14 protein-coding genes are annotated in these 13,634 nt (G+C 48.4%); 2 read left to right on the forward strand and 12 right to left on the reverse strand.

Annotated elements, in window-relative coordinates:
- Positions 1-97 precede the first annotated feature (97 nt).
- Positions 98-871, reverse strand: coding sequence for a FadR/GntR family transcriptional regulator (locus ACTHTY_RS09220; protein ID WP_049331101.1), 774 nt, complete (start codon positions 869-871; stop codon positions 98-100).
- A 339-nt stretch (positions 872-1,210) separates the two neighbouring features.
- Here ACTHTY_RS09220 and ACTHTY_RS09225 point away from each other — a divergent pair, with 339 nt between their 5' ends.
- Positions 1,211-3,187 carry a TonB-dependent copper receptor gene (locus tag ACTHTY_RS09225; protein WP_440367324.1) on the forward strand — a complete coding sequence of 659 codons (1,977 nt, stop codon included), beginning with the start codon at positions 1,211-1,213 and terminating at the stop codon, positions 3,185-3,187.
- A 127-nt stretch (positions 3,188-3,314) separates the two neighbouring features.
- Here ACTHTY_RS09225 and ACTHTY_RS09230 read toward each other — a convergent pair whose 3' ends face one another.
- The 4 genes from ACTHTY_RS09230 to ACTHTY_RS09245 all read right to left on the reverse strand — a co-directional run bounded on the left by ACTHTY_RS09230 (position 3,315) and on the right by ACTHTY_RS09245 (position 7,582).
- Positions 3,315-4,652 (reverse strand): sodium-dependent transporter, encoded by a 1,338-nt coding sequence (locus ACTHTY_RS09230; protein ID WP_440367326.1) that lies wholly within the window; start codon positions 4,650-4,652, stop codon positions 3,315-3,317.
- 267 nt (positions 4,653-4,919) lie between these two features.
- Positions 4,920-5,825: a metal ABC transporter solute-binding protein, Zn/Mn family gene (locus ACTHTY_RS09235; RefSeq protein WP_440367328.1), complete on the reverse strand. Its 906-nt coding sequence runs from the start codon at positions 5,823-5,825 to the stop codon at positions 4,920-4,922.
- 79 nt (positions 5,826-5,904) lie between these two features.
- Positions 5,905-6,780: a metal ABC transporter permease gene (locus ACTHTY_RS09240; RefSeq protein WP_440367330.1), complete on the reverse strand. Its 876-nt coding sequence runs from the start codon at positions 6,778-6,780 to the stop codon at positions 5,905-5,907.
- Positions 6,781-6,856: 76 nt separating this feature from the next.
- Positions 6,857-7,582 (reverse strand): metal ABC transporter ATP-binding protein, encoded by a 726-nt coding sequence (locus ACTHTY_RS09245; protein ID WP_070607635.1) that lies wholly within the window; start codon positions 7,580-7,582, stop codon positions 6,857-6,859.
- Positions 7,583-7,852: 270 nt separating this feature from the next.
- On the opposite strand from ACTHTY_RS09245, the gene ACTHTY_RS09250 reads away from it, so the two are divergent.
- Positions 7,853-8,149 (forward strand): DUF2288 domain-containing protein, encoded by a 297-nt coding sequence (locus ACTHTY_RS09250; RefSeq protein WP_377073250.1) that lies wholly within the window; start codon positions 7,853-7,855, stop codon positions 8,147-8,149.
- A 67-nt stretch (positions 8,150-8,216) separates the two neighbouring features.
- On the opposite strand, the gene apaG is transcribed toward ACTHTY_RS09250, so the two are convergent.
- The 7 genes from apaG to ACTHTY_RS09285 all read right to left on the reverse strand — a co-directional run bounded on the left by apaG (position 8,217) and on the right by ACTHTY_RS09285 (position 13,514).
- A complete protein-coding gene (gene apaG / locus ACTHTY_RS09255) occupies positions 8,217-8,585 on the reverse strand; it encodes a Co2+/Mg2+ efflux protein ApaG (protein ID WP_003682575.1) in 369 nt (122 codons plus the stop codon).
- Positions 8,586-8,681: 96 nt separating this feature from the next.
- On the reverse strand, positions 8,682-9,170 hold the full coding sequence (locus tag ACTHTY_RS09260) for a phosphatidylglycerophosphatase A family protein (RefSeq protein WP_440367332.1): 489 nt from the start codon (positions 9,168-9,170) through the stop codon (positions 8,682-8,684).
- Entirely contained in the window at positions 9,163-10,119 is a 957-nt protein-coding gene (gene thiL, locus ACTHTY_RS09265) for a thiamine-phosphate kinase (protein WP_440367334.1), read from the reverse strand. Before thiL ends, ACTHTY_RS09260 begins: the two co-directional genes overlap by 8 nt.
- Before the next feature lie 187 nt (positions 10,120-10,306).
- A complete protein-coding gene (locus ACTHTY_RS09270; RefSeq protein ID WP_308905018.1) occupies positions 10,307-11,026 on the reverse strand; it encodes an SDR family oxidoreductase in 720 nt (239 codons plus the stop codon).
- A gap of 95 nt (positions 11,027-11,121) precedes the next feature.
- A complete protein-coding gene (gene hpnE, locus ACTHTY_RS09275) occupies positions 11,122-12,429 on the reverse strand; it encodes a hydroxysqualene dehydroxylase HpnE (RefSeq protein ID WP_440367335.1) in 1,308 nt (435 codons plus the stop codon).
- Positions 12,426-13,274, reverse strand: coding sequence for a presqualene diphosphate synthase HpnD (hpnD, locus tag ACTHTY_RS09280; protein WP_440367336.1), 849 nt, complete (start codon positions 13,272-13,274; stop codon positions 12,426-12,428). Before hpnD ends, hpnE begins: the two co-directional genes overlap by 4 nt.
- 129 nt (positions 13,275-13,403) lie before the next feature.
- Positions 13,404-13,514, reverse strand: coding sequence for a prepilin-type N-terminal cleavage/methylation domain-containing protein (locus ACTHTY_RS09285; protein ID WP_440367338.1), 111 nt, complete (start codon positions 13,512-13,514; stop codon positions 13,404-13,406).
- Positions 13,515-13,634: the final 120 nt, after the last annotated feature.

A 13,634-nucleotide genomic window follows, 5' to 3' on the forward strand; every position in this document is an offset into this window, starting at 1 on the left:
GTTCTCAGACAGAATGAGGAAGATTGTGGCACTAAAAGGTCTTATTTGCAAAATCAGGCCGTCTGAAAAATTCAGACGGCCTGATTATTTTTAAACGCTACCAATCTACTCGTTTCAAATCGTTTTGTGCCAATACATCCGCATGCTCGCTGCGACTTTGATATTCCCTGTCCTGCAAAATGCGGCGGGCGACATAATTCAAGTGCAACTTGGCTGCTTCCGCCGCCTCGGCCGGTTTGGCCTGGGCAATGGCTTCAAAAATAGCGCGGTGCTGGGCAATCAGGGTCGGGCGCGGGTCTTCGGTTTGATGGATATAGATAATGCCGCTGCGTGTTTGCTGATAAAGCATTTTGAGCAGGCTGCTGGAAAGGTGGCTGAACAGGATATTGTGTGCGGCATCGGCAATGGTTTGATGGAAGCTGACGTCTGCTTCGGCTTGATGCTCCAAATTTCCGCTTTCACAGGCCGTCTCAAACTTCTGCCGCCAGAAGTCAATGCGTTTCAAATCGGCGTCAGTCCGTCTTTCGGCGGCCAGTGCCGCCATACAGCCCTCAACGTGGCAGCTGAAATCGAAAACGTCTGTTTCCCAATTGGTATGTTTGCCGAGCAACTCCTGCCAGCTTTGCAAAAAATCCTGCTGCGGCTTGACGGAAACATAATAACCATCACCCTGCCGCGCTTCCAAAACCTGCTTGGCAATCAAGATATTCAATGCCACCCTGACCGACGGACGCGATACGCCAAATTCTTCCGCAAGCGTACGTTCGGGAGGCAATTTACTGCCTTCTTCATAGATGCCGGTAGCGATACGTTCTTCCAAAACGGCTAAAACCTGATCGCTGATTTTTTGCGGACGAACCAATTTCGTCATGTTGTATTCCTGATGATTGAAGGACAGTTGTATTCAAACGGCCATAAATTGGATTGACCAATTGGCCGCCCATTCTAATCAATCCCCTATTTTTTCGTCAAGAAATGCCATTCTCCCCATTGCAAGCAGTTTAATTCAAACACATTCATTTTTATCAAGTAACCTCACCAATGCCTTCAAATCAATATTTTGGTATGACCAATCTTAATAAACAACCTATGCGCCCAAAATCTGAAAATATTGATTTAGATTAAAATCCCACTGCTTCTATTTAACTAGACTTTATGTATAATACTTAGGTATTAATAAACATAATTCCTAATAACAGAGAGAAACCACATGAAATACCCACCATTACTTATCTTACCCATTGCCTTAGCCGTATCCCAAGCATGGGCAGATACCGATCCTACACCTGAAGAAACGGTTACCCTTTCCCCTGTCACCGTCACCGGCACACAACAAGAAAAAGCCAATCGCGTTACTTTCAACCCCAAAGCTGCTTTGCAACCCCTCCCTGCCGGAGACGGGGCAGACCTTTTACAATCCGTGCCCAACATGAGCATCATCCGCAAAGGCGGCAGCTCGGGCGATCCGTTATTTCGCGGTTTGGGCGGTTCGCGCCTCTCCGTCAATGCCGACGACCAGTTTATTTATGGCGGTTGCGGTATGCGCATGGATCCGCCGACTGCCTATATTCACCCAAATTCATTTGACAAAGTCGTGGTTACCAAAGGCCCGCAAACCGTTACCCAAGGCATGGGCTTGGTCAGCGGCTCAGTGCAATTTATCCGTAAAGATCCTGATTTCACTGAAAAACCTTACAACATTAACGCCACCCTGACAGCAGGCAGCAATGACCGCCTTGACGGCTCGCTGGAGGCCGAGTTCGGCGGCAAATACGGCTACGTCCGTACCAATATCTCCCATAACGAAGCCGACGATTACAAAGACGGCGACGGCAACCGCATTCACTCCAACTTCAAACGCGACAGCCAAATGTTGCAACTGGGTGTTACCCCGACAGAAAACACCACCATTGCCGGCACATACGAACGCAGCAGAGCCAAGGTTGCCTACGCCGACCGCATGATGGACGGCAGCAAATTCGACCGTGATGCGTGGAATATCCGTTTTACCCAACGCAACCTCACACCATGGTTCAGCGAGTTGGAACTGCGCTACGGTAAAAGCGAAATCGACCACGTGATGGACACATACAGCCTGCGTACCATCTACAATCCTGCCGGCAAGCAGATTAAAAATGCTAACAACCCTAAACGCAATACTGATACAGGCCGTCTGAAAGCCACTTTCGACTGGGACAAGCTCAACCTGCAAACCGGTTTGGATTATCTGGACGACGTCCACGTCGCGCGTCATGAGCGTGGCGGCGACGGCTACAGCCACAAGCCTTATATGCCCAACCAAAGTTTCAAACAATGGGGTATTTTCACCGAAGCCTCTTGGCAACAAACCGACAATCAACGCTGGGTAGCAGGTTTGCGCCATGACCAAGTCAAAGCGCATTACGATACCGCGCGCGTGACCGACCCCGTTTTGAAACATCAAAAATTCAATTTGAACTCAGGCTTCCTGCGCTGGGAAAGAAATACGGACAACGGCCTAAAATACTATGCCGGCTTCGGTATTGCCGAACGCGCACCTGACTATTGGGAACGCCTGCGCTCCGAAAACAAAGCCATCCGAGCAGAGCAAAATCGCCAAATCGATGCTGGTGTAATCTGGAAACGTCCTAACCTCCACGCATCTGTATCTGTATTCGGCAGCAACATCAAAGACTTCATCATGATGGAGCGCCAAGGCATGGATTTCAACGTACGCAACATCAACGCTTCACGCTTTGGCGGCGAAGCCGAAGTCAAATGGACATTTGCGCCTAACTGGGAAGTCGGCACCAGCCTCGCCTACACCCACGGCAAAAACCGTACCGACGGCAAACCTTTGGCACAAACGCCACCGCTCGAGTGGAACAACACCCTCGCCTTTGACAACGGCAAATTCAGCGCAGGAGCATTATGGCGCGTTGTAGCCAAACAAAACCGTTACAGCAAAGGCCAAGGCAATATCATCGGCCAAGACATCGGCGCTTCTTCAGGCTTTGGCGTACTCTCGCTCAATGCCGGTTGGAAACTCAGCAAATACGCCACATTGCAAGGCGGCGTGGACAACGTGTTCAACAAAACCTATGCTGAATTCGTCAGCCGTGGTGGCGACCCGTCTGCCGGTACTCAAACCATGCGCGTGAACGAACCCGGCCGTACTGCATGGTTGAGACTACAAGCGAAGTTCTAATCAGCCTCGCGCGTATATAAAAAGGCCGTCTGAAAAATTTTCAGACGGCCTTAATATTTTTAAGGATGTTTTTAAACAAACAGTCCGGCGAAGCAATGCAACGCCAGACTGTTTGCTCACTATCAGATTAAATCAAACCCAAAGAGTTGATGAACACGACAATAATCGCAATCGGAGCAAGATAGCGAAGCGCACCCAGCCACAGGTAAAGCAACTGTTTCGGAATGGTGCTACCCATGCCCGCATCACGTAAAACAGACTGTTTGTCCTGAACCCATGACGTAAACACAGCAACGCTCAATGCGCCAATCGGCATGATGACGGCGGAAATAATGAAGTCCCACAAATCAAAAATGGTTTTGCCGAAAATTTTAAACTCGCCCCAAACGCCAAATGACAGCGCCGAAGGGATACCGACTATGAAAATCGCAATGCCGGTTACCCAAGCGTGGCTGCTGCGCTTTTTCTCGTCTTGACGGATGGTTGCCGCGATCACGGTTTCCAGCATGGAAAACGCGGAAGTCAGCGTCGCAAAGACAACCAACAGCATAAACACGGCAAACAAATATGTACCCATCGGCATTTTCATGAATACCGCAGGCAATACGACAAAAATCAAACCTGGGCCCTGACCGGGTTCAAAACCGAAAGCAAATACCGCAGGGAAAATCACCAATCCGGCCAGCAGCGACACAAACAGGTTCATCCACATAATCATATGGCCGGAACGGAACATATCCTGATCCTTACCCAAATACGAGGCATAGGTAATCATCGCGGACACGCCGATACTCAAAGCAAAAAACGCCTGCCCCAAAGCAGTCAGCATCGTACCCGGTTTCAAATACGACCAATCCGGTTTTAACAAGAATGCCACGCCCTCCATTGCGCCGGGCAAGGTCAGCGAACGGAAAGCCAGCGCGATAAAGAGGATAAACAAACCCGGCATCAACACGCGGTTTGCCTTTTCAATGCCGTCTGAAACGCCGCCTTTGACCACCCAAATGGTAATCAGCATGAACAAACCTTGGTAAAACAGCGAGCCAAACGGCGAAGAAATCGTATTTTCAAACAGAGCCTTAAAGTCTGCGCCAACATGAATTTCGCCAGTAAAGCTGTGTACAACGTAGTTCAATACCCAGCCGCCGACCACGCTGTAAAACGACAGCAAAATAAAACACGCGGCCACACCCATGCGGCCAACCCACGGCCACTGCGAACCCGGACGTAATACTTTAAAGGAATCAATGGCGTTTTTACCGCCCGTACGGCCGATGTAAAACTCGGCCAGTTGAACCGGCAAAGCCACCAAAATGGTGAAAATCAAAAACAAAAGGAAGAATACGGCGCCGCCGTTGGTACCGGCTGTATAAGGGAATTTCCAAATTGCACCCAAACCGATGGCCGAGCCTGCCGCAGCAAGCACAAAGCCGATTTTGGATGACCAAGACGAATGGTTGCTCATGATGTAATATTAAGAAACGTGAAGATGCCGAATTGTAACAGGGTGAAGTCAAGCCGTGAGTGGCCGGCAGACAGCCGATAAGCAATTCGCACGGATGGTGCGTACTTGCCAAGCAAATTAGCATGAATTTTTGATAATTAAACTTCTAATAGCACAAATTTTATTTTTATATTTTAAATTTGACGGTTTATTTTAAAAATAAGCATATAAAAGGCCGTCTGAAACCTTGTTTTTAAGGTTTCAGACGGCCTTTATCCTTAAGCCGCTTTATTTTTTCATGGCATCGGTCATAATTTTGACATTGTAGCGGTACATGCCGATGTAGCTGTTGGCCGGTGCGCCACCCAATGCATCGGAATACAAACGTCCGCTGACATTGACGCCGGTTTCTTTGGCAATACGGTCAATCATGCGCGTGTCTTTGATGTTTTCAGTAAAGACGGCTTTAATACCCTCGCGTTTGATTTGGCGGATGATGGAAGCCACTTGTTTGGCAGACGGCTCGGCTTCGCTGCTCACGCCTTGAGGGGCGATAAATTCAATATTGTAGCGTTTGCCCATGTAAGAGAACGCATCGTGTCCGGTCAAGACTTTACGCTTGGCGGCAGGTACGGCATTAAAGGCAGCCTGCGCATCGCTGTGCAGTTTTTTCAGCTGCATTTGATAGTTGCCCAAACGTTGCTGATAGTAGGTTTTGCCCTCAGGGTCAGCTTGAATCAGCGCATTGGCAACGTTTTGCGCATAAGTACCCATCAGGACGGGGTCGGTCCAAACGTGCGGGTCAAACTCGCCGTGATCGTGATGATGGCCTTCGTGATCGTGGTCATGATGATGGCCGCCCTCTTCTGCTTTCAAAGCCTGAATGCCTTTGGTCGCTTCGGCGAAAGGAACTTTACTCTGTTTGACTGCACGCTGTACATCGGCGGCTTCCAAGCCCAAACCGTTAAGCAATACCAATTTGGCACTGCGGATTTTCTTGATGTCTCCACTGGTCATGTGGTAGGCATGGCTGTCTTGGTTTGCGCCCACCAAGCTTTGAACGGCCACACGGTCGCCACCAATCTGTTTGGCCACGTCGCCCAAAATGCTGAAGCTGGTGACAACAGGCAGCGGAGCGGCATAAGCGGCACCGGTCAATAATGCGGCAACGATGCCGAGTTTCCAATGTTTCATATTCTCTCCAGTGATATAACGTAACATTAACATCATCATAAAACAGACCGCCTGTTTATTCAAGCGGCCGTCTGAAAAATCATGCCGTGCGGTGTTTCTTGCTGCGCAGCCATTTTGCCAAAATGCCACCTTCCCAACCAAACACGACGGAAATCAGGTAAAGCGTGCCGCAGCATAAAATAATCGCAGGGCCGGACGGGATTTCGATATGGTAGGAAAACAACAGTCCTGCCAAGCCGCAAAGCAAAGCCAATGCGACAGACAAAATCATCAGCCAACCCATGCTTTTCGCCCACAGTCTGGCAGTAATCGCCGGCAACATCATCAAGCCTACCGACATCAGCGTACCCAATGCCTGAAAACCGGCAACCAGATTCATCACGACCAACACCAAAAACAGCACATGCCAAAAACCGCCCTTACCGCCGACAGCCTTGAGGAACAAAGGGTCTATGCTTTCCAACACCAGCGGGCGGAACATGACCGCCATCAGCAAAATAGTGACACTCGCAGAAACGGCAATCAGCTGCAAAGCCGGAATATCCACCGCCAACACCGAGCCAAACAACAAATGCAGCAAATCGACGCTGCTGCCGTTTTTGCTGACCAAAACCACGCCGATGGCGAGGCTGCTCAAATAAAATGCGGCAAAGTTTGCGTCTTCTTTCAATGAAGTAAACCGGCTGACCAAACCGGCCAACAAAGCCATCAGCAAACCGGCTGCAAAACCGCCGACGCTCATTGCAGGCAAACTCAAGCCGGCAAACATATAGCCAATGGCCGCACCGGGCAAAACCGCATGGCTCAAGGCATCGCCCACCAAACTCATGCGGCGCATCACCAAAAACACACCGACAGGCGCCGCGCTCAATGCCAGGCAGAAAATCGATGCCAGGGCATAGCGCATAAAGTCAAATTCGGCGAACGGCGCGACGACCAAATCATATAAATCCATGTTTTATCGCTTTTTTATTAATCTCTGAAAGCCTTAGGCCGTCTGAAAAATACTAACTTTCAGACGGCCTTATCCATTAAACCGCGCACCAATCGGCCGCTTCCTGTTTCTGCATCATTCGGTTTGCCTGTGCCAAAAATTCATCGGTCAACACATTTTCAGTCGCACCGGCAGTCACTTTTTCACGCGCCAAAAGCAACGTGTTGGCAAAATATGCCCTCACCTGCTCGTAATCATGCAACACGGCAATCACCGCCTGACCGTCCTGATGGCATTGGCGCAAAACTTCCAACAGCGCATAAGTCGTCCGCGCATCCACTGCGTTAAACGGTTCGTCCAGCAGCAAAAATTTGGCATCCTGCACCAGCATCCGCGCAAACAATACGCGTTGGAACTGGCCATTGGACAAATGCGCAATTTGGCGCGTGGCAAAATCCTGCATTTCCACGCGTTCCAAAGCCGCCATCACACGCTTTTTCTGCGCCGCGTTCACACGCCCGAAAAAGCCGATTTCATACCACAGCCCCATCGCCGCCAGTTCAAACACCGTCATCGGCTGGCTGCGGTCAATATCCGACTGCTGCGGCAGATAGGCAATGTCCTTGCGCGCCATATTTTCATAGCGCACGCTGCCCGTGTCCGTCTTCTGCAAGCCCATAATGGCTTTGAGCAAAGTCGATTTGCCCGCGCCGTTCGGCCCGAAAATCGTCCACATCTTGCCATCTTCAAACACCATATCCACATGGTGCACCACCGGCCTGCGCTGATAGCTGACCGTCAGATTTTCCACCACGATACTCATGGCGATACCGCCCAAAAATATACAGCCCACAACGCTGCCAATGCGGCAAGCGCAATCAGCAGCCTTTGCAGCAATCCGGTCAACAATACAGAATTCATAAGCCTAAAACCGCCCTTGCCCAAATACGGACAACAGGCCGTCTGAAAGAAAATTAAAACATTAAAATGATACTGTATAACGTTAACCCTGTAAATTTCTTTCGTTTTCAGACGGCATCGGGTAAAAGGCCGAATATCGGTTACAATCCATTTTTTATTTGATGATTATCCTATGTCTATTCCACTCTTAAACGAAAAACTCAATACCGAAACCGCCCGTATTTCATGGGAAGAGCTGCAACCCCACTTCGCACGCGGTGCCGCCGTCTATGTGGCACCTGATTTGGATTTGATTGCCGTCGCCCACCATGTTGCCGAAGATGAAGCCGCGCCATTGAAACAATGGATGGAACAAGGCAAATTCGGTGCCGTCAGCGATGATATGGCGCGCACATTTTTAGCGGATAAGCAGGAAATGTGGGCGGTCGTTGTAGCGCCGTGGGTATTGGTGCAGCCTTGCAAAGACTGATAAGGCTGTCTGAAAAATGAAAAACCGGAACATTTCCCATGTTCCGGTTTTTCATTTTTCAGACGGCCTATTGCAAAGTAAAGCCTGCTTTGAATTCAAGCTTCGGCACCCCGATAACGAAACGTTTGCCGATGCTGTCTTCAAACTCATACGCGCCTTCGATACTGCCCCAAGGCGTGCTGATTTGCGAACCGCTGTTGTACTCATAGGCTTCGCCCGGGTACAAAACAGGTTGCTCTTCAATCAAGCCGGCATGTCCGACCTGCTCTGTCTCACCGTGTCCGTCGGTGATTTCCCAAAAACGCTGACGCAAAGTAATGATTTCATCACTGCGGTTGCAGATGGTAATCAGATAATTGAAGGCATAGCGGTCGCGATAGACGTCGCTCTGACCGGCCATATAACGCGGCTCCACGTTAATCTCGATTTCATTCATAATTGTTTACCCCGTATGGTATTTATTTTATTTCAATCCGGATAATTCCGGCGTGCCCGCCCTATTTTTGCAAAGGGTCGAAACACTTAAAACGCATCACGCGATCCAATAAAACAGGCCCAAGACCATCAAGGTCATCACAGCCGCAATCAAATCATCAAGCATAATGCCTAAACCTCCATGAATCCGCCGGTCAAACCATTTGATCGGCCATGGTTTCAACGCATCAAAAAAGCGGAAAATAACAAAAGCGGCCAGCCACCAGCTCCATTTAAACGGAATCAGCGACAGCACCAGCAGCATCGCGACAATTTCATCCCAAACGATACCGCCGTAATCCTGAATGCCCAGTTCCCTCTCGGTATAACCGCAAATGCGGATACCCCAGAAAAACAAGGCGATACACAATAAAAGCAATATCCAGCCGTCTATGCCCAACAAGCACAATACAAAAGCCAGAGGTAATGCTGCCAGCGTTCCGGCCGTACCCGGCGCAACCGACGACAAGCCGCTGCCGAAACCGAATCCTAAAAAACACAATGGTTTGTGCAACAGCCAAGAAAAAGTAGGTTTACGTTCAGCCAAAATGATCAAATCCTAAAGAAGTCAGTTCCAATACGCCGCCTTCGGCATCCAAAATATTCAGACGGCCTGAGTCAGTAATTTTACCAATTCGGGCGACCGGTACGCCACTTTGTTCCGCTGCTTGACAAACGCGTTCCCTGTCTTCTGGAGCAGCAGTAAAAATCAGTTCGTAATCATCGCCGCCGGCCAATACTGCCGACAACCATTGCTCGCACGACAAAACGTTTTTCAATTCAGGCAACGACGGCACACAATCGGCAAATATTTCTGCACCGACAGCAGAGGCTTTTAAAATATGCCCCACATCTTGAGCCAGGCCGTCTGAAACATCTTGCGCAGCATGGGCAAACGGCAACAATGCCTGACCCAATGAAACGCGCGGCTCCGGACGGAGCAATTTCTCATCGCAAACCGCCATGATTTCAGACGGCAATTGATAATGCCCCAGATGTTTGTTCAAAGCAGCGGCAGCCAAACCCAACCGACCCGATACCCAAATATCGTCGCCGACTTCAGCCGCATCACGCCGCAGGGCATGCCCTGTCGGAACTTCACCTACTATCGTTACATTAAAGACCAAATCGCCTTTAGTGGTATCGCCACCAATCAACACCGTATCAAAACGCGTGGCCAAAGCAAAAAAGCTATCGCAAAAGCGTTTGAGCCAGTCTTGATTCAATTCAGGCAGCGCAGCACTGAGCAACACCCAACGCGGCTTGGCACCCATGGCGGCCATATCGGATAAATTTACTGCAAGCATTTTCCATGCCAAATCTTCGGGCAAAACATCTTCAAAAAAATGTCTGCCTTTGACCAACATATCAGCGCTAAAACATAAATCAAATCCGTTACTTGGGCGAATAATAGCGGCATCGTCTCCTATGCCAAAAATCAAACCTTCCGATTTTTGTCGCTGCAAATATTGTCTGATAAAGTCAAATTCCGTCATATTTATCCAATATAACTATAACTTAGATTATTATATCTAATTTTGTGCCAGCCTGATGTTTGCCTGTTAACACGTCAAACATTAAACTTCCATATTATTTAGATATAAAACTCAATAAGTTAAAGGCCGTCTGAATATATAGATTTCAGACGGCCTTACATTCTTAAACCACTCTGAGCAGGTAGATTTACAGATAGACGATTTCGCCTGTCCGCCCCCTGCTCTCTTGACTTGCCCACCAAATAAATTGCGGCAGGACATCTTCGTAGTTTTTACGTTCGCTTTTCGATTCGCCCGGATGAGATTTGATACGTTGCGGCGAATTGATGGCACCCGGCACCAAAACATTGGCACGCAGGTTGTCAAAACGTTCCCACTCGTCTGCCGCCACTTTACACAAATAATTGAGCGCAGCTTTGGAAGCACCAAAACCGCCCCAATAGGCTTGCGGTTTTTCGCCGTGGCTTTCGCCGACAAAAATCACAGAAGCGTCTTCGGATTGCTTCAACAATGGGAACAGCACACGGGTCAAGCCCATAGGTGCAACGGTATTGATACGGTATTGGTTGACCCATTCCGATACGGTTTGAAAATCCAATGGCGACAAGGCATAGAAATAGCTGGCACAATGCACCACGCCATCCAATTTTCCGCCGGTTGCTTCATCAATAGTTTCCGCAAATTGCTTAAACTCTTTCTCCTCCGCGCTCATCAAATCAAAGCAGATGGCAAACGGCTCAGGGCTGCCCGCAGCCACAATGGCATCATATACTTTTTCCAAACGCTTTTGATGACGCGCCACCAAAATGACAGTCGCTCCGGCAGCCGCATAGGCTTTGGCAACCTGCTCGCCCAAGCCTTGGGATGCGCCGGTAATCAAGATGGTTTTGTTCGCTAATGTCGTCATGACTTTTCCTTGAACTTTATGGTTTCGGATATTGTATCGGCTTGGTAAGTTTTGTAAAGTCAAAAAGGCCGTCTGAACATTCAGACGGCCTCAGTTTATTCAGCCTTCAAATCCAGCATAAGCTTTTCAGCCGCAGCAAAGCCCGACTGAACCGCAGCCTCCAATGTTGCCGGATAGCGCGGATGGAGATAATCGCCAGCCGGATAAATACGGCGATGGTGCAACCATGAGAAATCAGGTTGTACAAAATCAACCGTTGCCGCCGTAGTCGCGCGTTTTTCCGTAATAATGCGTACGGCTTCAGGATTATCCAAATCCGGACAAACTCGCTTAATGTCCGCATGAATTTTCTCGGCCAAATCTTTATCCTTCCAAGCCTCGGCACAATCGGAAACGCTGATGATAACCGCGACTTCATTATCCGGCAAACCCAACGCCCCCCGATGCAACACCCATTGCGCCGTACCATCAGAAAACCCGGTTAAAGGTGCAGGCAGTTTGACTGCTTGGGCATAACGCAAATAAACCGTGGTAATCGCATGGTAACTCAACGATTGATAGGCCGTCTGAATATAGTCAGGCGTATCTTCAGGCAAAAGCGCGTCAACATGATATGGGGCAACAGCCAAAACAACCGCATCAAATACTTCGCCATTGATTTCAATTCGGCCATCGATATGATGGTTTAAATGTGAAACACGAGTTTCAAGATGTATCTTTGCACCATGCGTGAGTAGGAACGCCAAAGCCGGTTCGGCTACGATCCGCCCTAAATCCTGCTTAGGCAAAAGATAATCGCTGTTTTCCTTTTCAGACCACACACCATCATTCAATACATTGCATAAAATGCGCAACGATGCCTGTTCTAACGGCGTATTTAAAGCACCCCAAACCAAAGGTTGCCAAAATTGGCCAAGCAGACTGCGGGGAACATTTCGTATTCTCAACCACTTTGCAACCGTCAAATCGGTTTTATGATGAGCTGCCCACCGTTGCAATGCCGCCATATCCGACAGCAATTTGATTTTCAATGAAAAAGAAAGATTTTTAGCACGCAGGATAGCGACAAGCAAATGCCAAGGCGCAGGCAGAGTGGCCGTCTGAAATTGTAATCCTTCATGGATGTACCATCGCAAAGGCTGGCGTAAAAAGGCTGATTCAGGTTGAACGCCAATATGTTGCATCAAAGTTTGAACACCATGATACGCGCCCAACAAGATATGCTGCCCATTATCCAAAAAGCTGAATCCATCATCTTTCCCGGCGAAGGCACGCGCCCTACCGCCAGCCTGTCTCCCGGCCTCAAACAAAGAAATATCAGCTCGATGAATCAGAGAAACCGCCGCAGACAAACCCGCCCAACCGGCACCAATCACAGCAATTTTTGGACGCTTAGTATTCATGGTTTAAATCCAAACAGCCAAGTTTTCAAAGCAATACGTTTTTTACGGGGAGAAGGAATCGCAATTTTATAAGTCAACACATTTTGCGCACCATCACGGTCAATTTCATTCAACAACGCATAATAAATAGCCGCCATAATCAGGCCGACTTTTTGCGATTTCTTATCCTCAGCCGGCAAAAGCAGCATCGCTTCACGATAAGTTTCACGCGCCCTATTCACTTGAAACTGCATCAATTTTGCAAAATTATCTGTCGGTTTGCACTGCATAATTACGTTGGCAGGCACATCAAACTTCTGCATTTCCTCTATCGGCAGATAAATTCTTCCCTGCCGCGCATCTTCGCCCACATCGCGAATAATGTTCGTCAACTGCAAAGCCAAGCCCATTTTGTCCGCATATTCCAAAGTTTTCGGATTGGAAAAACCTAAAATCCGCGCAATAAGACGCCCCACAACTCCGGCAACACGGTGACAATACAGCTTTAATTCATCAAAACTACCATAACGAGCCTGCTCCAAATCCATCTGCATGCCATCAATCAAGGCCTCAAATTCATTCTTCGGCAAGTCAAAATTTTCCCGAATATCTTTTAAAGCCTGATGAACGGGATGCTCAGGCATCTCATTATTAAACACTTTCTCCAAATCACTGCGCCACCAGTTCAACGTTATCTGAGCTACATTTGGATCGGTACAGCTATCAACTACATCGTCTAGTTCGCGACAAAAAGTATATAAAACAGTAATTGCATTCCGTTTTTCTACTGATAAAAAACGAAAGCCGGATAAAAAACTGGAATGGCTTTCTGCAGCCTTTTGATGACAATAATCCAAAGCAAGCACTGTGTATCCTAAAAATATCGTTATAAATAATTAGTAGGGATTTTATCTGTATTTAAAAAAGTACGCCAATATCAAACAACAAGGCCGTCTGAAAACCGATCTTAAGTATCTTTCAGACGGCCTAATATCCTACGTCGCCAATATCGAAACCAACAGCATCACCACCAACAGCTGTATCAAGGAGTAGCCCCTCTGCACAGTTGCCCTATCCCATTTTCCATCAAATACCTTTGAGTACATATCTTTATTCCCTTTATCTTTTATATCCCTATCCGACAGGATGGACCTTATCCGTTTATCCCTTCACCCAATGAAAGCCCCATTAGCCCAAGTTTTATTGCCACTGCCCAAACAAAGCCG

Origin of the sequence: Neisseria sp. P0019.S002, from assembly GCF_051957155.1 — a bacterium.
Classification (GTDB): domain Bacteria; phylum Pseudomonadota; class Gammaproteobacteria; order Burkholderiales; family Neisseriaceae; genus Neisseria; species Neisseria perflava.